The organism is Chachezhania antarctica, assembly GCF_003646465.1.
Lineage (GTDB): Bacteria > Pseudomonadota > Alphaproteobacteria > Rhodobacterales > Rhodobacteraceae > Chachezhania > Chachezhania antarctica.
Map to the genome: position 1 here is coordinate 555781 of NZ_QZEX01000002.1, position 22282 is coordinate 578062.

General features: G+C 65.5%; 16 protein-coding genes. 12 read left to right on the plus strand and 4 right to left on the minus strand.

Annotated elements, in window-relative coordinates:
- Positions 1-115: 115 nt before the first annotated feature.
- From ctaD to D4754_RS06420, 12 genes are all read left to right on the plus strand, one after another.
- Positions 116-1792, plus strand: coding sequence for a cytochrome c oxidase subunit I (ctaD, locus tag D4754_RS06365; RefSeq protein WP_121062063.1), 1677 nt, complete (start codon positions 116-118; stop codon positions 1790-1792).
- A gap of 456 nt (positions 1793-2248) precedes the next feature.
- Complete coding sequence (locus D4754_RS06370) at positions 2249-2833, plus strand: ANTAR domain-containing response regulator (RefSeq protein ID WP_121062064.1); 585 nt, start codon at positions 2249-2251, stop codon at positions 2831-2833.
- Positions 2830-4005 carry an ABC transporter substrate-binding protein gene (locus D4754_RS06375; protein ID WP_121062065.1) on the plus strand — a complete coding sequence of 392 codons (1176 nt, stop codon included), beginning with the start codon at positions 2830-2832 and terminating at the stop codon, positions 4003-4005. The genes D4754_RS06370 and D4754_RS06375 overlap by 4 nt, the downstream gene beginning before the upstream one ends.
- Before the next feature lie 281 nt (positions 4006-4286).
- Positions 4287-5654 (plus strand): CmpA/NrtA family ABC transporter substrate-binding protein, encoded by a 1368-nt coding sequence (locus tag D4754_RS06380; RefSeq protein WP_121062066.1) that lies wholly within the window; start codon positions 4287-4289, stop codon positions 5652-5654.
- Positions 5655-5733: 79 nt separating this feature from the next.
- A complete protein-coding gene (locus D4754_RS06385) occupies positions 5734-6816 on the plus strand; it encodes an ABC transporter permease (RefSeq protein ID WP_121062067.1) in 1083 nt (360 codons plus the stop codon).
- A gap of 5 nt (positions 6817-6821) precedes the next feature.
- Entirely contained in the window at positions 6822-8528 is a 1707-nt protein-coding gene (locus D4754_RS06390; RefSeq protein WP_121062068.1) for an ABC transporter ATP-binding protein, read from the plus strand.
- Positions 8528-9463 (plus strand): GAF domain-containing protein, encoded by a 936-nt coding sequence (locus tag D4754_RS06395; RefSeq protein WP_121062069.1) that lies wholly within the window; start codon positions 8528-8530, stop codon positions 9461-9463. Before D4754_RS06390 ends, D4754_RS06395 begins: the two co-directional genes overlap by 1 nt.
- Positions 9464-9473: 10 nt before the next feature.
- On the plus strand, positions 9474-11918 hold the full coding sequence (gene nirB, locus D4754_RS06400; RefSeq protein WP_121062070.1) for a nitrite reductase large subunit NirB: 2445 nt from the start codon (positions 9474-9476) through the stop codon (positions 11916-11918).
- Positions 11915-12247: a nitrite reductase small subunit NirD gene (nirD, locus tag D4754_RS06405; protein WP_121062071.1), complete on the plus strand. Its 333-nt coding sequence runs from the start codon at positions 11915-11917 to the stop codon at positions 12245-12247. Before nirB ends, nirD begins: the two co-directional genes overlap by 4 nt.
- Complete coding sequence (locus D4754_RS06410) at positions 12244-14874, plus strand: nitrate reductase (protein ID WP_121062072.1); 2631 nt, start codon at positions 12244-12246, stop codon at positions 14872-14874. Before nirD ends, D4754_RS06410 begins: the two co-directional genes overlap by 4 nt.
- Positions 14871-15863 (plus strand): glycosyl transferase family protein, encoded by a 993-nt coding sequence (locus D4754_RS06415; RefSeq protein WP_121062073.1) that lies wholly within the window; start codon positions 14871-14873, stop codon positions 15861-15863. The genes D4754_RS06410 and D4754_RS06415 overlap by 4 nt, the downstream gene beginning before the upstream one ends.
- Positions 15864-15880: 17 nt before the next feature.
- Positions 15881-16930 (plus strand): SAM-dependent methyltransferase, encoded by a 1050-nt coding sequence (locus D4754_RS06420; RefSeq protein ID WP_121062074.1) that lies wholly within the window; start codon positions 15881-15883, stop codon positions 16928-16930.
- 440 nt (positions 16931-17370) lie between these two features.
- On the opposite strand, the gene mltG is transcribed toward D4754_RS06420, so the two are convergent.
- The 4 genes from mltG to der form a co-directional block, all read right to left on the minus strand.
- Positions 17371-18525: an endolytic transglycosylase MltG gene (gene mltG, locus D4754_RS06425; protein WP_121062075.1), complete on the minus strand. Its 1155-nt coding sequence runs from the start codon at positions 18523-18525 to the stop codon at positions 17371-17373.
- Positions 18525-19784, minus strand: a complete 1260-nt coding sequence (fabF, locus tag D4754_RS06430) for a beta-ketoacyl-ACP synthase II (protein WP_121062076.1) — start codon at positions 19782-19784, stop codon at positions 18525-18527. The genes mltG and fabF overlap by 1 nt, the downstream gene beginning before the upstream one ends.
- A gap of 133 nt (positions 19785-19917) precedes the next feature.
- On the minus strand, positions 19918-20658 hold the full coding sequence (locus D4754_RS06435; RefSeq protein WP_121062077.1) for a HisA/HisF-related TIM barrel protein: 741 nt from the start codon (positions 20656-20658) through the stop codon (positions 19918-19920).
- 126 nt (positions 20659-20784) lie between these two features.
- Positions 20785-22236 carry a ribosome biogenesis GTPase Der gene (gene der / locus D4754_RS06440; RefSeq protein ID WP_121062266.1) on the minus strand — a complete coding sequence of 484 codons (1452 nt, stop codon included), beginning with the start codon at positions 22234-22236 and terminating at the stop codon, positions 20785-20787.
- Positions 22237-22282: the final 46 nt, after the last annotated feature.

Here is a 22282-nt window from a genome sequence, read left to right on the forward strand (position 1 = left end):
ATCTTGGCCTGAAAAGAGATGTGCCATTGCCGGCAGGGGAGCGACATTCTAAAACCTGCATAACACTCCGCCGGTGAAATACGGCGGTGATGCGCTTTCAATCAGGAGGGACCTAATGGCGGACGCAGCCATTCACGGCCACGAACACGAAGACACGCGGACCTTCTTCCAGCGCTGGTTCATGTCCACGAACCACAAAGACATTGGCATTCTCTACCTGTTTGTCTCTGGCGCGGTCGGGTTCATTTCGGTGCTCTTCACCGTCTTCATGCGGCTCGAGCTCATGTACCCCGAAGTCCAGCATCTGTGCGACGAAGGCTTCCGCCTGTTCGCCAGTGCCGAGACCTGCACCCCGAACGGACACCTGTGGAACGTGATGATCACGGCCCACGGCATCCTGATGATGTTCTTCGTGGTGATTCCGGCTCTCTTCGGCGGATTTGGCAACTATTTCATGCCGTTGCAGATCGGCGCGCCGGACATGGCGTTCCCGCGGATGAACAACCTGTCCTTCTGGCTCTATGTTGCCGGGACGTCGATGGCGGTGCTGTCGCTGTTCGTGCCGGGGGCTGCCAGTGGCAAGCTGGGGGCCGGCGTGGGCTGGGTTCTATATCCACCACTCTCCACGTCCGGGGCGCAGGGCCTGTCGATGGATTTCGCCATCTTCGCCGTGCACCTTTCGGGCGCCTCGTCGATCCTTGGCGCGATCAACATGATCACGACCTTCCTGAACATGCGCGCGCCAGGCATGACGCTCTTCAAGGTGCCGCTGTTCGCGTGGTCGATCTTCGTCACCTCGTGGCTGATCCTGCTGGCCCTGCCGGTTCTGGCGGGCGCGATCACCATGCTGCTGATGGACCGTAACTTCGGCTTCACCTTCTTCGATCCGTCCGGCGGCGGCGACCCGGTGCTGTACCAGCACATCCTGTGGTTCTTCGGCCACCCGGAAGTGTACATCATCGTCCTGCCCGGCTTCGGCATCATCTCTCACGTGATCGCCACGTTCAGCCGCAAGCCCATCTTCGGTTACCTGCCGATGGTCTGGGCGCTGATCGCCATCGGCGTGCTGGGCTTCGTCGTGTGGGCGCACCACATGTACACGGTCGGGATGTCGATCCACCAGCAGGCCTACTTCATGCTGGCAACCATGGTCATCGCCGTGCCCACGGGCGTGAAGGTGTTCAGCTGGCTGGCCACGATGTGGAAGGGCTCGATCGAGTTCAAGACACCGATGCTCTGGGCGTTCGGCTTCCTGTTCCTGTTCACCGCCGGTGGCGTGACGGGCGTGATCCTGTCGCAGGCCGCCATCGACCGCTACTACCACGACACCTACTTCGTGGTGGCACACTTCCACTACGTGATGTCGCTGGGGGCTGTCTTCGCCATCTTTGCCGGGATCTACTTCTACATCGGCAAGATGTCGGGCCGTCAGTACCCTGAATGGGCGGGCAAGCTGCACTTCTGGATGATGTTCATCGGGTCGAACCTCACCTTCTTCCCGCAGCACTTCCTGGGCCGTCAGGGCATGCCGCGCCGCTACATCGACTATCCCGCCCCCTTCGCGGAGTGGAACTTCTGGTCGTCGATCGGTGCCTACCTGTCCTTCGCGTCCTTCGTGTTCTTCATCGGGATCATCTTCTACACGCTGACCCGCGGCGCCAAGGTGACCGAGAACAACTACTGGAACGAATACGCGGACACGCTGGAATGGACCCTGCCCTCCCCGCCGCCGGAGCATACGTTCGAGCAGCTCCCGAAGCGGGAAGACTGGGACAAGGGCCACGCCCACTGACCTGACGGTCGGTTCCGGAAATCAGAAATCAGAATGGCCCGGTCACTTGGTGACCGGGCCATTTTCGTTTTGATAGATAAGAGTTCGGCGCCAACCTTTCGGCCCGACACGTCTTTCAAAGCAACTCCTCAAAGACCCCGTAGCGCGAAGCGATCCGGTTCGCGCCCGACCCGCCCCGTCACACCGGAGACATGCCTTCGGCACGACGCAGGCGCGAATGGCTCACCCGTTCGCAGCATTCGGAAGTCGCGCGCATACGGGAAGGCTGTCCAAGCGTTTCGGCCCGCCCTCGGGTCGGGCGCGAACCTGCCATTGTTCCGGGACTGGCACCCGAAGGCCATCGCAACACCCGTTGCCGCCGCTGGCCCTCTCGCGCTATGCTGCGATGCGGCGGAACGATGCCGCTCTGCCGCGTGCCCCATCCGTCCCGCCCGCCGGGACCCTGGAAAGGAAATCATGCCCGACCGCCTGACCATCGTCGTTGTCGAGAAGGACCGCGACCGGGCGATCCAGATCGTCGACGCCCTGCGGGTGGCGGACGATTTCGAAGTCCACGTCATCAGCGAACCCACGGCGCTGGCCCGCCAGATCGCGGCCCACGCGCCCGACATCGTGCTGATCGACATCGACAACCCGTCCCGGGATACGCTGGAAGAGCTGACGCTGGCCTCGGGCCCGCTGGACCGGCCCGTGGCAATGTTCGTATCGAATGACGCAGGAGGCCTTGCCCGCACCGCGATCGAGGCGGGCGTGTCGGCCTATGTCGTCGACGGCCTTCAGCCCGAGCGGTTGAAATCGGTGCTCGACGCCGCCACCGCGCGGTTCCAACTGTTCCGCCGCATGCGGACCGAGCTTGCCGAAACCAAGCGCGCGCTGGAGGAACGCAAGGTCATCGACCGGGCCAAGGGGCTTTTGATGAAAGCCAAGGGCATGGGCGAGGACGAGGCCTATGCGCTTCTCCGCAAGACGGCGATGGACCAGGGCCGCAAGGTGGCTGATGTCGCCGAAGCACTGGTCACCGCCGCGGGACTGCTGTCATGAAAACCGTCACCGTCTCGGCCGCCTTCATCCCGCTGGTCGACGCGGCCCCCCTGATCGTGGCCGAGGAGATGGGCTTTGCCGAAGCCGAAGGCCTGACGCTGGATCTTGTCCGCGCGCCGTCGTGGTCCTCCGTCCGGGACATGCTGTCCTTCGGTCGGGTGGACGCCGCGCACCTGCTGTCCCCCGTCCCCGTGGCCATGGCGTTGGGACTGGGCGGTGTGGCGGGCGGGATTTCCGCCGTCGAGGTGCTGTCGGTCAACGGCAATGTCGTGGGCGTAAGCCAGTCCCTGGCCGACCGGCTGCGCGGCAACGGATACGGGTTCGACTTCCGCGATGCCCGCGCGGCCGGTGAAGCGCTGGCCGTAGCCGCCGAAGGCCCGCTGCGCGTGGGCGTGCCCTTCCCCTTCTCGATGCATGCCGAGCTGCTGCATTACTGGTTCGACGCCGTGGGCCTTGCGGGCGACAACGCACCCGAGATCCACACCATCCCGCCCCCTTTGATGGCCGATGCCCTGGGCGCGGGCGAGATCGACGCGTTCTGCGTGGGCGAACCCTGGGGATCCATGGCGGTGGAGAACGGGTTCGGCGAACTCCTCCTCCCCGGCACCGCGATCTGGGGCTTTGCGCCGGAAAAGGTGCTGGCCGTCCGCACCGACTGGGCGGAAACGGAACCCCACCTGCTGGGCCGTCTGATGCGGGCGGTCTGGCGGTCGGGCCAATGGCTGGCCAAACCCGAAAGCCGCATCACCGCGGCCGAGATCCTGTCGCGCAGCCAGTACCTGGATGTTCCGGCCGAGGTGATCGACCGGGCGCTGACCGGCACGCTGACGATTTCACCGCGCGGAGATCAGCGGCAGGTCGACCGTTTCCTTGAATTCCACGCCGGGGCCGCGACCTTCCCGTGGCGCAGCCAGGCTGCGTGGATCGCCAACCGGATTGCCCTGCGCAGCGGGCTGGACCCGGCCAGAGCCATCGAGGCAGGCAAAACCGTCTTCCGCACCGATCTCTACCGTCGCGAACTGAAGGCCGCGGGCGCCGTGCTTCCCGGCGCCTCCGAGAAACTGGAAGGCGCGATTCGGCACACGACCGCCGTCGCCTCGGAAACCGGCCGCCTGTTCCTTGAGCCTGACGCTTTCTTCGACGATGCAATTTTTGACCCCACCGGGACATAACGCGCAAAAATTCATCTGATCGCGGCACCACAACCACAAGAGTACGTCGAGAAACCGCGAAACAGAGTACCCGCAGACCAGTTTGCACTTGCAGCATCACGGCAGGATGCGGCAACAAGATGACCACAGGGAGCAGTGTCGTTCTCTGACAGAATTTGTCCCGATGATTGGGACTGCTGAGCAAAGCCGCTCGACCGTTCGCGAAACCGCGAATCGTGTCAGCGGCTTTTTTGTTTTCCGACTTCAAAAAAATCATCCGTCCCACAGGAAGGAACGACGTAATGAAGAAAATCGCGCTCGCTCTGTTTGCCTCATCGGCCCTTGCCAGCCCCGCCTTCGCCGAAATGCTGGACCTTGAAAAAGATGTCCTGACCTTTGGCTTCATCAAGCTGACCGACATGGCCCCGCTTGCCGTGGCGTACGAACAGGGCTTTTTCGACGATGAAGGCCTGTTCGTGACGCTGGAAGCGCAGGCCAACTGGAAAGTGCTTCTGGATGGCGTAATCGACGGCCAGCTAGACGGCGCGCACATGCTGGCGGGTCAGCCGCTGGCAGCCACGATCGGCTACGGCACCGAGGCGCATATCATCACCCCCTTCTCGATGGACCTGAACGGCAACGGCATCACCGTATCGAACGAGGTCTGGGAGATGATGAAGCCCGGCCTGCCCACCGATCCCGACGGCAAGATCACTCATCCCATCTCGGCCAGCCACCTGAAGCCGGTGATCGACACGTTCAATGCCCAGGGCAAGAGCTTCAACATGGGCATGGTCTTCCCCGTGTCGACCCACAACTATGAATTGCGCTACTGGCTGGCCGCGGGCGGCATCGAACCCGGCTACTACAGCCCCGAAAACGTGACCGGCCAGATCGGGGCCGAGGCGCTTCTGTCCGTCACCCCGCCGCCGCAGATGCCCGCAACGTTGGAGGCCGGGACCATCAACGGCTACTGCGTGGGCGAGCCGTGGAACCAGCAGGCCGTCTTCAAGGGCATCGGCGTGCCGGTGATCACCGATTACGAGCTGTGGAAGAACAACCCGGAAAAGGTCTTCGGCATGAGTGCCGAATTCGCCGAACAGTACCCCAACACCACGCTCGCCGTGACAAAGGCGCTGATCCGCGCCGCGCAGTGGCTGGATGAAAACGACAACGCCAACCGGGAAGAGGCGGTCGAGATCCTGTCGCGCCCGGATTACGTGGGCGCAGATTACGAGGTCATCGCGAATTCGATGACCGGCACGTTCGAATACGAAAAGGGCGACAAGCGCGAGGTGCCCGACTTCAACGTGTTCTTCCGCTACTTCGCGACCTATCCCTACTATTCCGACGCGGTCTGGTACCTGACCCAGATGCGCCGATGGGGCCAGATCGCCGACACCAAGCCCGACAGCTGGTATGACGAGGTCGCCAAGTCCGTCTATCGCCCGGACATCTACCTGGAAGCCGCGAAGATGCTGGTCGAGGAAGGCCACGTGCAGGAGAAGGACTTCCCCTGGGAGACCGATGGCTACCGCGTGCCGACCCCGGCCGAGGACATCATCGACGGCATCCCCTTCGATGGCCGCGCCCCCAACGCCTATCTCGACAGCCTGCCCATCGGCCTGAAGTCGGGCCAGACGGTCGTCGGCAACTCGGTTCAGGGCTGACCTGAGCCACAGGGCCGCCCATCGCCGGGCGGTCCCTTCCCCTGCTGCCCGCAAGGCCTGCATCCGGAGATTTCCAAACATGACGACAGTCGATCCAGATTTCCAATCGTCCCGCCGGCGCGAAGAGCGGCGGGCCCGCCTGTTCACCCGCATCAACGCCGCCGACAAGTGGTTCCAGGTTCTAGGCCTGGCATGGATCACGCCGCTGATGAAGGGCGCGGCCGGCGACAACCCGAAGGCGCAGATGGCCGAAGTCTGGCGCTTGCTGGGCGTGCCGATCCTGTCGATCATCTGCTTCCTGATGCTGTGGGCCTGGCTGGCCCCGCAGGTGCAGACATCGCTGGGCGCCGTTCCGGGACCGTCGCAGGTCTGGACCGAAGCCAAGCTCCTGAACCAGGACGCGATCCAGAAACGCGAGAAGAAGGAACAGCATTACGACCGCGTCGAAAAGCGCAACCAGCGTTACATCGACCGTGGTGAGCCCGAGAAGGTCAAGGACATCCCCTATACCGGGTCGCCCAGCTATTACGAGCAGATCTGGACCTCGATCAAGACGGTGTTCTTCGGCTTCCTGATCGCCACGGTCGTGGCCGTGCCGCTGGGCATCGCCGCCGGGCTGTCCCCCACCGCCAATGCCGCGCTGAACCCGCTGATCCAAATCTTCAAGCCGGTCTCGCCGCTGGCCTGGCTGCCCATCGTGACCATGATCGTGTCGGCCATCTATGCCACCAATGACGGGCTGTTTTCGAAAAGCTTCCTCGTGTCGGCCATCACGGTGACGCTGTGTTCGCTGTGGCCCACGCTGATCAACACCTCGCTGGGGGTCGCGTCCATCGACAAGGACCTGATCAACGTCTCGAAGGTGTTGAAGATGAACACCTGGACCAAGATCACCAAGCTGGTGCTGCCTTCGGCCCTGCCCCTGATCTTCACCGGCCTGCGCCTATCGCTTGGTGTCGGCTGGATGGTCCTGATCGCGGCGGAAATGCTGGCGCAGAACCCGGGGCTGGGGAAATTCGTCTGGGACGAGTTCCAGAACGGGTCTTCGTCCTCGCTCGCCAAGATCATGGTGGCGGTCTTCACCATCGGGATCATCGGCTTCCTGCTGGACCGGGTGATGTTCGCGCTGCAGTCCCTTTTCACCTTCACGAACAATCGGTGAGCGCCATGCCAGTTCTCGAACTCAAAGACGTCGCCAAAAGCTTTGGTGAAGGCACGCACAGGACGGACGTGCTGAAGACCATCAACCTGAGCGTCGAGGAGGGCGAATTCCTCGTGCTCCTCGGCTTCTCCGGCACCGGCAAGACGACACTGATCAACCTGCTGGCGGGGCTGGAGTTTCCGACCGCCGGCAAGGTCAGCTTCAAGGGCAAGCCGATCACCGGCCCGGGGCGCGAACGGGGCGTGATCTTCCAGAATTATTCGCTGATGCCCTGGCTGACGGTGCATGGAAACGTGTCGCTGGCCGTGGATACGGTGTTTCCCGGCATGAGCCGCGCGGAGAAAACGGCAAAGGTCGACCATTACGTCAAGATGGTGGGCCTCTCCCACGCCGCGCAGCGCCGCCCCGCCGAACTGTCGGGTGGCATGCGCCAGCGGGTCAACGTGGCGCGCGCCTTGGCCATGAGCCCCGAGGTGCTGCTGCTCGACGAACCTCTGTCGGCGCTCGATGCGCTGACGCGGGCCAACCTGGCGGACGAGATCGAACACATCTGGGAGCAGGACAAGAAAACCTGCGTTCTGATCACCAACGACGTGGACGAAGCGATCCTGCTGGCGGACCGCATCATCGCACTGAACCCCGACGGGACCTTGGGCGAGGCGTTCCGAGTGAACATCCCCCGCCCCCGCGACCGGTCGGCGATGAACCATGACGAAGGCTTCAAGAAGCTTCGCGCCAAGGTCACCAAGTACCTGATGGACGTGGGCGTGAAAGGCACCGTCGAAGGCACGCGCATTCTGCCGAAGGTCACCCCGATCCATGCCGAACAGGTGCCAGTTGTGGTCGAGGAAGCGCAGAAATCGATCCGCGACACGAACTATCTGGAGTTCTCGCAGCTTCACAAGATCTACCCCACGCCGAAAGGTCCCCTGACGGTGGTCGAGGATTTCAACCTGAAGCTCAACAAGGGCGAATTCATCTCGCTCATCGGGCATTCCGGCTGCGGCAAGTCCACGGTGCTGACCATGGCCGCCGGTCTGAACGAGATCTCGAAGGGGGCCATCAAGCTTGATGCCCGGGCCGTGATGGGCGCCGATCCCGAACGCGCGGTAGTTTTCCAGTCGCCCAGCCTGTTCCCGTGGCTGACGGCCCGCGAAAACGTCGCCATCGGGGTCGACAAGGTCTACCCCCGCGCGAGCCAGGCCGAACGACAGGACGTGGTGGAATACTACCTCGAACGCGTGGGTCTGGCGGAGTCGATGAACAAGCAGGCCAGCGAGCTGTCGAACGGCATGAAGCAGCGGGTCGGCATTGCGCGGGCCTTTGCGCTTTCCCCGAAACTGCTGCTGCTGGATGAGCCCTTCGGCATGCTCGACAGCCTCACAAGGTGGGAGCTTCAGGAAGTGCTGATGGAGGTCTGGTCCCGCACCAAGGTGACCGCGATCTGCGTCACGCATGACGTGGACGAGGCCATCCTTCTGGCCGACCGCGTGGTGATGATGACGAATGGCCCGCAGGCCACCATCGGCAAGATCGTCGATGTCGACCTGCCCCGCCCCCGCACGCGCAAGGCGCTGCTGGAGCATCCCGATTACTACCTCTTCCGCCAGCAGGTGCTCGATTTCCTCGAGGAATACGAGCACGGCGCGAAGGGCAAAACCGAAGCCAAATCCGAGGCTGAAAAGCCCGGCAGCAAGCAGGAGGCCGCGTGATGGATACCGCAGTCGACACATTGGTGAAGCCGTTCATCGACGCCTCCGAAATGTGGGTCCCCGACGGGGACAGGCTGGTGCATGCCGGCGGCAATTACGGCGACCTGACGGAATTCCGGTCCCAGTCTGAACAGGAAAGCTTTGCCAAGGGCGAAGGTCTTCCGGGCAAGGCGTGGGCCGAAGGCCGCCCCGTGGTGCTGAAGGAATTTGATGGTTCCTATTTCAAGCGGACGGAGGCGGCGAAGGCCGCTGGCCTGACCGCCGCCGTCGCCATCCCGGTCTTTGACGGAAGCACTCTGAAAGCCGTTCTGGTGGTCCTGTGCTCCGACAGCGAAGACCGCATCGGCGCTATCGAGATCTGGGAGAATCGCGACGATCTGCTGATGTTGGACGATGGCTACTACGGTGCCGCCAAGCAGTTCGAATGGGTCTCGCAGCACACGCATTTCCCACCGGGCCAGGGCCTGCCGGGGGGCGTCTGGGCGTCCGACACGCCGATCCTGATGCGCGACCTCGGGTCGGGCTACAAGTTCATCCGCGCGGAAAGTGCCGGCAAGGCGGGGCTGACCACCGGTCTGGGCCTGCCGATCCCCGCGCCGGGCAAGACAACCTATGTGCTGACGCTTCTGTCTGCGCTTGGCACCCCCATCGCGCACCGGTTCGAGATCTGGGATGCCCGCCCGTCCAAAGTGGGTCAGGACAAGGCCGCCGTGCTGGCCGACGGGATCTGCGCCCGCGAAGGCGCCTTGTGGTCGGATGAAACGCAAGCTGAGCGCCGGGTGAAGGCGTGGGAGGGCCTTGTGGGCAAGGTGCTGGGCTCCGGCCTGCCGGTGGTGGAGCGCGGCGGTGCCGGAACCCATGGATATGAAACCTTCGTCGGGCTGCCGATCTATCGCGAGGGCCAGGTCTCTCGCGTCGTCGCCTGGTATTGCTGAGGAAGGGCAGATGACACGTAAACAACTGGTAATCATCGGTGCAGGCATGGCTTCGGGCCGGTTGCTCGAACACCTGCTGGAGGCTGACGCGAGCGCCTATGACGTCACGCTGTTCAATGCCGAACCGCGGGGCTGCTACAATCGCATCATGCTGTCGCCGGTCCTGTCGGGCGAAAAGAGCTTCCCCGAAATCGTCACCCATGACGACACCTGGTACGCGGACCGTGGCATAACCTGCCGCTTTGGCGAGCGGGTGGTGAAGATCGACCGCGACCGCAAGGTCGTGACCGGCGAAAAGGGCGACGTGGCCTATGACAAGCTGGTCATCGCGACCGGATCGTCGCCCTTCATCATCCCGGTTCCGGGCAAGGATCTGCCCGGCGTCGTTGCCTACCGCGATCTGGAAGACACCAACGCCATGATCGATGCCTCCGGCACCCGCGGCGGGCGCGCGGTGGTGGTCGGCGGTGGTCTGCTGGGGTTGGAAGCCGCGGCCGGTCTGCGCCTTCGAGGCATGGAGGTCACCGTCCTCCACTTGATGGGCCACCTGATGGAACGTCAGCTCGACGCCTCGGCCGGGCACCTGCTGAAGGCCGATCTGGAACGGCGCGGTATCCGGGTGCTGACCGAAGCCTCGACCGCCGAGATCACGGGCGACGGCAAGGTCGAGATGGTGAAGCTGGCCGACGGCACTGAACTGCCTGCCGATATCGTGGTCATGGCGGTCGGCATCCGGCCCGAGACCAACGTCGCCAAGGCGGCGGGGCTGAACGTGAACCGCGGCATGCTGGTCAACGCGCAGATGGAAAGCACGTCCGATCCGGATATCTACGGTCTGGGCGAATGCGTGGAGTTCGACGGCAATATCTTTGGCCTTGTCGCGCCGCTTTACGATCAGGCGAAGGTGCTGGCGAAAACGCTCTTGGGCGAAGGCGATGTCTTCAACGTCAAGCAGCTGTCGACCAAGCTGAAGGTCACCGGGTGCGATCTGTTTTCGGCTGGCGACTTCAACGAAGGCGACGGTCGCGAGGACATCGTGTTCCGCGACCCGGCGCGCGGTGTCTACAAGCGGCTGGTGATCGAAGACGACCGGCTGATCGGGGCCGTCTTCTACGGCGACACGGCGGACAGCAACTGGTTCTTCGGCCTGATCCAGTCGGGCGAGGATATCTCGGAAAACCGTGACACGCTGATCTTTGGACCGGCCTTTCAGGGAGGTGCCCCGGTGGACCCCTTGGCGGCCGTTGCAGCCTTGCCGGATGAGGCAGAAATCTGCGGCTGCAACGGCGTATGCAAAGGGGATATCGTATCGGCCATCGAAGGCGGCGCCGGTGATCTGGGCGCTGTCCGGGCGGTGACCAAGGCCAGCGGGTCCTGCGGGACCTGCACCGGGCTGGTGGAACAGGTGCTGGCGGTGACGCTGGGCGACGGCTTTCAGATGCCTACCGCCCAGCCCATGTGCGGCTGCACCGACCTGACCCATGAAGACGTCCGGCGCCTGATTAAGTCGCAGGAGCTGAAATCCATGCCCGCCGTCTGGCAGGCCGGTGCGTGGAAGACGCCCGATGGCTGCCACAGCTGCCGTCCGGCGCTGAACTTCTACCTGCTGGCCGACTGGCCGGTCGAATACCAGGACGATCCGCAAAGCCGGTTCATCAACGAACGCAAGCACGCCAACATCCAGAAGGACGGGACGTTCTCCGTCATGCCGCGGATGTGGGGCGGGATCACCACGCCGGACGAGTTGCGCGCCATCGCCGATGCCGCCGACAAGTTCGACGTCCCGACCGTGAAGGTGACGGGCGGCCAGCGGATCGACCTTCTGGGCGTGAAAGGCGAGGATCTGCCCGGGATCTGGGCCGATCTGAACCGCGCCGGGATGGTGTCGGGCCACGCCTATTCCAAGGGCCTGCGCACCGTAAAAACTTGCGTGGGCACCGATCATTGCCGCTTCGGCACGCAGGATTCCACCGGGCTGGGCATCAAGCTGGAAAGGGCCCTGTGGGGATCATGGACACCGCACAAGGTGAAACTGGCGGTCTCGGGCTGCCCGCGGAACTGTGCGGAGGCCACCTGCAAGGACGTGGGCATCATCTGCGTCGATTCCGGCTACCAGGTCGGCGTCGGCGGGGCTGCCGGCATGGACCTGAAGGAGACCGAGCGTCTGGCCGATGCGAAGACGGAAGAGGAGGCCATGGCGCTGACCATCGCCTTCATCCAGCTCTATCGCGAGAACGCCAAGTACCTGGACCGGCCCTACAAGTGGGTCGCGAAGGTGGGGCTCGACTGGGTGAAGGCGCGCGTTGTCGACGACCTGGACGAACGTCAAAGGCTGATCGACGCCTTCGCGCTGTCGCAATCGGTCTACCAGAAGGACCCCTGGGCGGAACACGTGAAGGACCGCACCGACGACTATACCCCGTTGGCAGATCTGACACTGGAGGCTGCGGAATGAGCTGGCTGGATCTTGGACCGATCGAAGGCATCCCCGTCCGGGGCGCGCGCAAGGTGAAGACGGCGGAGGGCTGCATCGCTGTCTTCCGCACGGCGGATGACGCGGTCTATGCCGTGTCGAACGCCTGCCCCCACAAGAACGGGCCCCTGTCCGAAGGCATCGTGCACGGCCACAAGGTGACCTGCCCGCTCCACAACTGGATCTTCGATCTGAACACCGGCGAAGCGCAGGGCGCCGACGACGGCCGTGTCACCACCTACCCTACCCGGATCGAGGACGGCCGCGTGCATCTGGACCTGTCGCAGCTTGACCGGCGAGAGGTCGCATGACCACCGTCGCCACCACCTGCCCCTATTGCGGCGTCGGCTGCGGGGTGCAGGCCAGGGTCGCCCCCGGTGCCGACGTCGAGATCAAGGGCGACGCGGACCATCCCGCGAACCTTGGGCGGCTGTGTTCCAAGGGCTCGGCACTGGCGGAAACGATCTGGATGGAGGATCGGTTGCTCTCCCCCCGGATCGGCGGGGCCGATGCGGGATGGGACGAGGCGCTGCAACTGGTGGCCGACCGGCTCGCCGATACCATCGCCGAACACGGGCCGGATTCGGTGGCCTTCTACGTCTCGGGCCAATTGCTGACCGAGGACTACTATATCGCCAACAAGCTGATGAAGGGCTTCATCGGATCTGGAAATATCGACACGAATTCAAGGCTTTGCATGGCGTCATCGGTCGCGGGGCACAAACGCGCTTTCGGAACGGACACGGTGCCTGGGCTTTATACAGACCTTGAGGAAGCCGATCTGGTGGTCCTCGTGGGGTCCAACCTCGCGTGGTGCCACCCCGTGCTCTACCAGCGGCTGGCAGCGGCCAAGGCGGCCCGGCCCGAGTTGAAGGTCGTCACCATCGATCCCCGGCGCACCGCGACCGCCGATCTGGCCGACATGCACCTTGGCCTTGCCCCCGGCACCGACGTGGCGCTGTTCAACGGGCTGCTGGAGCATCTGCACGTCTCGGCCGAGGTCGATTCCGATTACGTGGCCAATCACGTCACTGGCTTCGACGCCGCGCTGGAGGCCGCGTGCAGCGACGATCCCTGCGTCACCGGCCTGTCCTTGGAAGAACTGGACGCGTTCTACAGCCTCTGGGCCGGAACGCAGAAGGTCGTCACCGTCTATTCGCAGGGGGTGAACCAGTCCTCGACCGGGACCGACAAGGTCAACGCGATCCTGAACTGCCATCTGGCCACGGGCCGCATCGGCAAGCCCGGCATGGGGCCGTTTTCCGTCACCGGGCAGCCCAACGCGATGGGCGGGCGCGAGGTCGGCGGGCTGGCCAACATGCTGGCGTGCCATCTGGATATCGAAAACGCCGCCCATCGCGACGCCGTGCGCACCTTCTGGGACGCACCGCACCTGACGGAAACGCCGGGGCTGAAGGCGGTCGACATGTTCCGCGCCGTGGCGGACGGTCGGATCAAGGCGATCTGGATCGCGCATACGAACCCCGTCGTGTCGATGCCCGAGGCTGACGCGGTGAAGGCCGCGCTTGAAGCGTGCGATTTCGTCGTCGTCTCCGACATCACGGCCGCGACCGATACCGCGCGGCTGGCCGATGTGCTGTTGCCCGCCACCGCATGGGGTGAAAAGGACGGCACGGTCACCAATTCCGAACGCTGCATCTCGCGCCAGCGGGCGTTCCTGCCGGTGCCGGACGGCCCCCGCCCCGACTGGCAGATCATGGCGCAGGTCGCCCGGCGGATGGGCTTTGCCCGCGCCTTCGATTACGCCACCCCCGTAGAGATCTTCCGCGAACACGCGGCGCTGTCGGGCGTCGCGGGCCAGTTCGGCAAGGATTTCGACATCTCGGCCATGTCGGGCATCACAGACAGCGAATACGACACGCTGAAACCCACCCGCTGGCCCGTGACCGCGATCCGCACCGGCGGGCGCTTCTTCGGCGACGGTCAGTACTTCACGCCCAACGGCAAGGCGCGGATGCTGCCGCTCCTCAACCATCTCCCCGCCGCCATGCCTGACGACGACTACCCCTTCGTGCTGAACACCGGCCGCGTGCGCGATCACTGGCACACGATGACCCGCACGGCGAAATCGCCGCGCCTGTCGGCCCACTTGGCCGAACCCTTCGTGGAACTGCACCCGGACGACGCCGCGGCTTTGGACCTGAAACCGGCCGACCTGGCCCGTGTCACCAGCCCTGACGGCGGCGCCATCCTGCGCGTCCGCGTGACCGACACGGTGCAAAAGGGCCAGATCTTCGCCCCCATGCACTGGACAGGCGAAACCGCCAGCGCCGGCCGCATCGACGCGCTGGTCGCGGCGGTGACCGACCCGATATCGGGCCAGCCCGAAAGCAAGGCCGCCGTCGCGCAGGTCGCCCGGTTCGAAGCCCGCGCCTTTGCGTTCGCGTTGTCCGCCGAGGAACCGTCCACCGACGCCCCCTACTGGGCCAAGGCCCGCGCCCGAGGCGGATGGCGGATGGAACTCGCGTGGGAGGAGCCGCCGACGGACTGGATCAGCGCCGCGCGCGCAATCTTCAACCTGCCGGACACGGCCGAACCCGTCACCATGTCCGACCCGCGCCGGGGCCTTCAAAGGCTGGCGTTCATCGACGGGGACCGACTGGTCGCCGCGCTCTTCGTGGCGCCCGAACCCGTGGCCCTGTCGCGCCAGTTCCTTGTCGGCCAGTTGCAGGGCGAAGCCGACCTGACGCTCCTGTCCGGCCAGCCGGGCGCCGACCGCCCCGATCCCGGCGCCATCGTCTGTTCCTGTTTCGAGATCGGCGCCAACACGATCCGCAGGGCCATCGCCGAACAGGGCCTTGTCACCGTCGACGCGATCGGGGAAGCCTTGCGCGCGGGCACCAATTGCGGATCCTGCCGGCCCGAGATCCGCACCTTGATCGACGCCGCGGGAACCCCCAAACTGGCAGCAGAATGACCCTTTCAAAATACGTTCACGCCATGGGCCGCGGCCCCGGCCGCGCCCGCCACCTCACCCGCGACGAAGCGCAGGACGCCATGTCCCAGATCCTCGCCGGCACGGCAGAGCCCGAAGCCGTGGGCGCTCTGTTGATGTTGATGCGTTACCGGGGTGAAATCCCCGAGGAACTGGCGGGCTTCGTCGATGCCCTCCGCGCCCATACCGGGCCGTGGCAAGGCCCCGTCCCCGCACTCGACTGGCCCAGCTATGCCGCCGGGCGCAGCCGCGGGCTGCCGTGGTTCCTGCTGGCCGCCAAGCTGGTCGCAGGTGCGGGCTATTCCGTCCTGTTCCACGGCTGGAATTCGCATCAAGGGGTCGAGGCCGCCGTGCGCCTCGCCCTGCCCCATGCCGCGATCGGAACGGGCGAGACAGTGGACGAAGTCTCCGACATCCTCATCCGCGACGGCATCGCCTACCTGCCGCTGGAGGCGATCTCTCCCGACGGCCTCCGCGTCCTGCGCCTGCGCGAGGTTTTCGGCCTGCGGTCCGCGATCAACACCACGCTGCGCCTCTTCAACCCGGCGGGGGCGGAGACCAGCGTGCAGGGCGTCTTCCACCCGCCCTATCGCGGCTTGCAGACAGATACCTGCGCGCTGCTGAACCAGCCCCGCCAGGCCGTCCTGAAAGGCGCGGGGGGCGAATTCGAACGCGCGCCCGCCAAGACGATCCAGCTTCTGGGGCTCCGGAACGGCGCCCAGTTCGACACCAACCTGCCGCCGCTTCTGCCCGAAGCCACCGGACGCCTTGCCGAAGGCACGCAGCTCGACACGCCCCAGGCACTGGCCGATCTGTGGTCAGGAGCTGTCACCGATCCCTACGCCGAAACCATCGTGACCGGCACCGCCGCGGCCGCCCTTCTGACCCTTGGCGCCGCCCCCGACATCGCCGCCGCCGACCGGCTGGCCGCCGACCTATGGACGCGCCGCCGCAGCAGCCGCGCCGCGTAGACCGGAGAGCCAGCCCCATGCGCACCTTTCCCATGTTCCTCACCATGGCCGGCCGCGAGGTCGTGATCGCAGGCGGCGGCGAACAGGCCGCGCAAAAGGCCCGCTTGATCGGAAAATCCGACGCGCGCCTCCGCCTCGTCAACCCGGATCTCGACCCCGAATTGCAGGGCATGGTCGCCAGCGGCCGGGCCGTCCACGATCCGTCCGCGCCCACGGCCGACACCTTCCGCAACACGGCGCTCGTCTTCATCGCCACCGGCTGCCCGGGGCGTGACGCGGCGCTCCACGCACTGGCCAAGGCGGCGGGCGCGACGGTGAACGTTGTGGACCGGCCCGATCTCTGCGATGCGGTCACGCCCTCGATCGTCGACCGCGACCCGGTGGTCGTGGCCATCGGCACCGACGGCACCGCCCCCGTGCTTGGCCGCCAGATCAAGACCCGGATAGAGGGGCTGCTGGAACCCAACCTCGGCACGCTCGCTCGCCTCGCCGGCACCCTGCGCCAGGCCGTGACGGCCCGCGTGCCCCGCGCCCGCCGCCGCGCGCTCTGGGACTGGTGCTTCGACGGCCCGGTCCGCGCGACCCATGCCGCCGGCAAGGAACGAGACGCCGCCCGCATGCTGAAAGCGGCGGTCGAAGCCGGCGCCGCCCCGGACGACAAAGCGGCTGGCCACATCTCTCTCGTCAGCACAGGCCCCGGCGCGCGCGACTTGCTCACCTTGCGCGCCGTCCAGCGCCTGCAACAGGCCGATATCATCTTCTACGACCGGCTCGTCGATCCCGACGTTCTGGAACTGGCCCGCCGCGACGCGGAACGTGTCTTTATCGGCAAAGCCGACGGTGCCTCGGACTGGCCGCAGGACAGGATCTGGGCTCTGATCGTCGCTGGAGCCCGCAAGGGCCGCCGCGTCGTCCGCCTGGACTCCGGTGACCCGGGCCTTTTCGCGTCCGCGGACGAGGACATCACCGCCGCCCGCGCGGCTGGTATCGACGTGGAAATGGTTCCCGGCGTGACGGCCTCCAGCATGGCGGCGGCCAGCCTCTGCCGCGCCGGAGGCCAGAGGTGAACCCGACCGTGTGATCCTTGCCGCCGGGACCGCGGAGGACAACCGCGTGACCGCCGGAGACGGAAGTCGACGCCGTCAGCTTTGCATCCACGAAGCAGCAAAACACTCCGCACCACGCTCGACCGCATGGACAGAGCCCTGCCTGAGGAAGAGATCACCAATCCGGCGATCCACGCCGCCTGACAGGCTGCACCAGGTCGCATCAGTGGACCTAAGAAGCCAGGGGCCGTCCCCTGTTTCTTCTCTTCCGCAAATACTCCCGCCGGAGGCAGTGCAACATGCGCGCACAACTCGCGGTGACATTCCCGGGCCCAAGCAAGCCGCTTGCGCCCGGGCGGGTCCGTCGGGGCGCGCAGCGGCCCGGCGGGGGCGGGCGGGTGGGTGGGCCCGCCCGGGTGCAGGCGGCGGGCGGCGTCTATGTTCCGGTGGATCGGATGCGCCTAGTTGTCGGCGTTCTGGCGTTCGATCTGGCGCCAGCGGGCGACGTTGCGGTTGTGCTCTTCCAGCGTGGCCGCAAAGGCATGGCCGCCCGTGCCGTCGGCGACGAAGAACACGTAATCCGTCTCGTCCGGCCGGCCGGCGGCGATCAGGCTTTCATAGCCCGGATTGGCGATCGGAGTGATGGGCAGGCCTTCGATCACGTAGGTGTTCCACTCGGTCGGCCGGTCCAGTTCGCTCCGGCGCAGGCCACGGCCCAAAACGCCTTCGCCTTCCGTCACGCCATAGATCACCGTCGGGTCCGTCTGCAGGCGCATCCCGCGGTTCAGGCGGTTCACGAAAACGCTGGCCACCTGGCGCCGTTCCTCGGCGATGCCGGTTTCCTTCTCGATGATCGACGCGAGGATCAGCAGTTCTTCCGGGCTGGACAGCGGCACATCGGGATCGCGCGACAGCCAGGCCTCCGTCACACGTTCGGCCTGCAGCAGCTGCATCTCCTCGACAAGCGTGGCCCGCTCCGTCCCCGGCACGAATTCATAGCTTTCGGGCGCCAGCGTGCCTTCGGCGGGCCGCTCCGGCACCTCGCCCGTCAGCGCGTCGATGGCGCCAAGGCCCTGCATCACCTGCCAGCTTGTCACCCCTTCGGCCACGGCGACGCGGTAGCGCGTGTCGGGTTCGTTCCGGACCTTGGTGTAGACCGCCGGTGTGTCCTCTGCGCCCGGAGTGAACTCGGCGCGTTCGACATAGCGGTCGGCGCCGGGGTCCAGTTCGCGGACCAGCACGCTCGTGCTTGTCACGCCGATCCGGTAGACGACCTCCGTGCCGCAGGTGCTGGCCCCGCCGCGGGTGATCTGGTCGACCACCCCCGCCATCGAGGCGCCGGGCTCCACAAGGTAGCTGCCGGCCTTCAGCAGCCCGGACTTGCCTTCATAATCCGCGCCCAGCCGCAGGATCGAATCGTTCGACACGACGCCGACATCGGCCAGGCGCTGGCTCACACGGTTGAAGTTCGCCCCGCTGGGCACGCGGAAGCACACCGCGTCTTCCAGCGGGCCTTCGGCGACGTATTGGCGCTGCCCCCAGAGAATCGTCCCCGCCAGAAGGAAGAGCGCGACGATCAGGAAGGACAGCATGTTCGAGGCTAGGCTGCGCCACATCAATCGGTCTTCCCGAAGATCACCGATGCGTTGGTTCCACCAAAGCCGAACGAGTTCGACAGCACGTAATCGATCTTGCGCTCTCGCTTGACCTTGGGCGCCAGGTCGATAGGCGTTTCGACGGCCGGGTTGTCCAGGTTGATCGTCGGCGGCGCGACCTGATCGCGGATCGCGAGGATCGAGAAGATCGCCTCGACCGCACCGGCCGCGCCCAGAAGGTGACCGATGGCGGACTTAGTCGAGCTCATCGTGAGGTCGCCTGCCGCGTCGCCCATCAGGCGTTCGACCGCGCCCAGTTCGATCGTGTCGGCCATGGTCGAGGTACCATGCGCGTTGACGTAATCCAGGTCAGACGGCTGCAGTTTTGCGCGATCAAGTGCTGCGCGCATCGACCGTTCGGCGCCGTTCCCGTCTTCGGACGGGGCCGTGATGTGATAGGCATCGCCCGACAGGCCGTAGCCCAGCACCTCGGCATAGATGTGGGCCCCACGCGCCTTGGCGTGTTCGTATTCTTCCAGAACCACGATGCCCGCGCCTTCGCCCATGACAAACCCGTCGCGGTCCTTGTCATAGGGGCGGCTGGCAGCCTTCGGATCGTCCGCATATTTGGTGGACAGCGCTTTCGAGGCATTGAAGCCCGCGATGCCGATCCCGCAGATCGCGGCCTCGGCCCCGCCGGCGACCATGACTTCGGCGTCACCCAGCATGATCAGCCGTGCGGCATCGCCGATGGCGTGCGCGCCTGTGGAACAGGCGGTCACCACCGAATGGTTCGGGCCCTTGAAGCCGAAGCGTATCGACACCTGCCCCGAGATCAGGTTGATCAGCGCGCCCGGGATGAAGAAGGGCGACACCCGCCGCGGCCCGCGTTCGGCCAGCAGCAGCGAGGTCTGCTCGATCGAGCCCAGACCGCCGATGCCCGATCCGATCAGCACGCCAGTGCGCAGGCGGTCTTCCTCGTCCTCGGGCGTCCATCCAGCGTCCTTGCAAGCCATTTCGGCCGCGGCCATGCCGTACAAGATGAAATCGGAAATCTTGCGGCGTTCCTTGGGCTCCATCCAGTCGTCCGGATTGAAGGTCCCGTCGGTGCCGTCGCCCATGGGCACTTCGCACGCATAAGTCGTGGTGAAGCCCGTCGGATCGAAGCGCGTGATTGGCCCCGCTCCGGACTCGCCGGCCAACAGCCGCTCCCAGGTCTTTTCCACACCGCTGGCCAGGGGCGTCACAAGCCCCAGTCCCGTCACGACAACTCTGCGCATGGCCTGCCCTCTTCCTCGCATCGATCGGCACCCGCTCATACCCTGCCGGCGCAGGGAGGGGCAAGACCACACCCACGCTGCAACTGCAAGCAAAGCGGCGGTAGGAGCGCGGAAGATCGCCTTCGGCGTCGTGTCAGATGAATTCGGCCACCGGCGCAGTGCCCTTCTGGACGATCTCCAGCGCCTGCGCCATGTCCAGCGTGCCGCGATGAAGCGGATCGCCCAGCAGGACGCCCGCGATTCCCGGCACATAGGTCAGGCGCGACAGGTCGTCGGCTGTGTTGACGATGCCATCGGCAAAGACAGGCGCGCGGGAGATACCGGCCAGTGTCGCCACCGCCGCGATCCGCGCCTCGACATCTTCGACCGCGCCCAGCGACGTCACGGCAATGCCGGCCAGCGGGACATCCGCGTAGAAGGCCAGAAGATCCTCCGGCGTGATCGCGCAGGTTTCCTTCCGGCCGTGCGTCACAACCTTGCCCTGCCACAGATCCAGCGCCAGCACGATCTGGTCGGGATGATACTTTGCCAGGGCCGCCACGATATCGGGCTCCCAAACCGCCAGCGTGCTGACGACGATGCGGCCCGCGCCCCGGTCGATGCAGGTCTCGATCCGCTGCCGAGACCGCAACCCGCCGCCCAGTTCGACCGGAATGCCCACCTGCCGGATGATCGCGTCGATCACGTCCTGGTGCGCCTCGTCACCCAGCGCCGCGCCACGGTCGGTGACCCGAAGCCATGTCGCGCCCTCGGCGGCAAAGCGGCAGGCGGTCTCGACGGGATCGTCGTGCCATTGGGTCGGTTCGGCCTCGCTCCCCGCAGGGCGGGAGACGCAATGGCCGTTCAGAAGTTCGATAACCGGGGTGATCTGCATGGGTAAATGTCCGTCCTCTGTCTGGTGGAGGGCGAACAAACACCGCCCGGAGACTCGGCAACCGGGCGGATTTTAGCATAATCCTTCGGCAAAACGTATACGTCTTCGCCGGCGGTTAACGGATCGTTATTTGTTCAGGTGTTTCCGCAGCTTGCTTGGCCCCGGCTTCTTGCGGTTCTTGTAGGGGTTCTTGTCCGCCTGCCCGCGCATCGTCATCCGGATCGGCGTGCCCGGCATGTCAAAGCTTTCGCGCAGGCCGTTGACCAGGTAGCGCGAATAGGCGTCGGGCAGCTTGTCGGGGTTCGAACACATCGCCACGAAGGCCGGCGGCCGCGTCTTGATCTGCGTCATGTAGCGGATCTTGATCCGACGCCCATTGGGCGCCGGGGGCGGATGCTGCGCGATCATTTCCGCCAGCCAGCGGTTCAATTGCGCCGTGGTGATCCGCGCGTTCCAGACCCGGTGCGCCTTCAGGATCGCGCCGTGCAATCGGTCGAGCCCCCGCCCCGTCTTGGCAGATACGGTGACCAGGGGCGCGCCGCGCAGCTGCGGCAGCAGCCGTTCGAACGCTTCCTTCAGATCCTTCAGCTTGTTCTGTTTCTCGTCCTCGATGTCCCACTTGTTCACAGCGACGACAACGGCGCGCCCTTCCCGTTCGGCGAGGTCGGCAATGCGCAGATCCTGGCTTTCGAACGGAATCGCGGCATCCAGCAGCACGACGACAACCTCGGCAAAGCGCACGGCCCGCAGGCCGTCGCCCACGGAAAGCTTCTCCAGCTTCTCCTGAACCTTCGCCTTGCGGCGCATGCCGGCGGTGTCGAAGATCCGGACGGGCGTGCCGTCCCAGTCCATCTGAACGGAAATCGCGTCGCGCGTGATCCCGGCCTCGGGTCCCGTCAGCAGACGTTCCTCGCCCAGGATCTGGTTGACCAGCGTCGACTTGCCGGAATTCGGCCGCCCGATCACGGCGATCTGCAGGGGCTTGGCCCTGGTGATCTCGCGCACGTAATCGCCGCTGTCGTCTTCGCCCTCGGGCAGTTCGACGTCGATCTCGGGCAGCGCGGCCTTCGCCGCTTCGGCCAGTTCGTCGGCCACGGGCATCAGCAACGTGTAGAGATCCATCATCCCTTCGCCATGCTCGGCCGACAGCCGCACCGGCTCACCCAGGCCCAGCTCGTAGGCTTCCATCACCCCGGCATCCGCGGCCGATCCTTCGGCCTTGTTGGCCGCCAGGATCACATGGGCCGACCGCTTGCGCAGGATCTCGGCGAACATCCGGTCGGCCGAGGTCACGCCGGCGCGCGCGTCGATGACGAACAGGCAGATATCGGCCATGCCCACGGCGCGCTCCGTCAGCCGCCGCATCCGGCCTTCAAGGCTATCATCGGTGGCGTCTTCCAGCCCCGCGGTGTCGATCGCGGTGAACCGCAGATCGGCCAGCCGTGCATCGCCTTCGCGCAGATCGCGGGTGACACCGGGACGGTCGTCGACCAGCGCCAGCCGCTTGCCGACAAGACGGTTGAACAGCGTGGACTTGCCCACATTGGGCCGTCCGACAATGGCGAGCGTGAAAGACATCCCGGAATTCTCAACATCAGGCCGCGAAAGCGGCGTCAAGCCGCCG

Coding starts and splice junctions, on each gene's coding strand:
- ctaD (WP_121062063.1), top strand. CDS start 116: ATGGCGGACGCAGCCATTCACGGCCACGAACACGAAGACACGCGGACC.
- D4754_RS06370 (WP_121062064.1), top strand. CDS start 2,249: ATGCCCGACCGCCTGACCATCGTCGTTGTCGAGAAGGACCGCGACCGG.
- D4754_RS06375 (WP_121062065.1), top strand. CDS start 2,830: ATGAAAACCGTCACCGTCTCGGCCGCCTTCATCCCGCTGGTCGACGCG.
- D4754_RS06380 (WP_121062066.1), top strand. CDS start 4,287: ATGAAGAAAATCGCGCTCGCTCTGTTTGCCTCATCGGCCCTTGCCAGC.
- D4754_RS06385 (WP_121062067.1), top strand. CDS start 5,734: ATGACGACAGTCGATCCAGATTTCCAATCGTCCCGCCGGCGCGAAGAG.
- D4754_RS06390 (WP_121062068.1), top strand. CDS start 6,822: ATGCCAGTTCTCGAACTCAAAGACGTCGCCAAAAGCTTTGGTGAAGGC.
- D4754_RS06395 (WP_121062069.1), top strand. CDS start 8,528: ATGGATACCGCAGTCGACACATTGGTGAAGCCGTTCATCGACGCCTCC.
- nirB (WP_121062070.1), top strand. CDS start 9,474: ATGACACGTAAACAACTGGTAATCATCGGTGCAGGCATGGCTTCGGGC.
- nirD (WP_121062071.1), top strand. CDS start 11,915: ATGAGCTGGCTGGATCTTGGACCGATCGAAGGCATCCCCGTCCGGGGC.
- D4754_RS06410 (WP_121062072.1), top strand. CDS start 12,244: ATGACCACCGTCGCCACCACCTGCCCCTATTGCGGCGTCGGCTGCGGG.
- D4754_RS06415 (WP_121062073.1), top strand. CDS start 14,871: ATGACCCTTTCAAAATACGTTCACGCCATGGGCCGCGGCCCCGGCCGC.
- D4754_RS06420 (WP_121062074.1), top strand. CDS start 15,881: ATGCGCACCTTTCCCATGTTCCTCACCATGGCCGGCCGCGAGGTCGTG.
- mltG (WP_121062075.1), bottom strand. CDS start 18,525: ATGTGGCGCAGCCTAGCCTCGAACATGCTGTCCTTCCTGATCGTCGCG.
- fabF (WP_121062076.1), bottom strand. CDS start 19,784: ATGCGCAGAGTTGTCGTGACGGGACTGGGGCTTGTGACGCCCCTGGCC.
- D4754_RS06435 (WP_121062077.1), bottom strand. CDS start 20,658: ATGCAGATCACCCCGGTTATCGAACTTCTGAACGGCCATTGCGTCTCC.
- der (WP_121062266.1), bottom strand. CDS start 22,236: ATGTCTTTCACGCTCGCCATTGTCGGACGGCCCAATGTGGGCAAGTCC.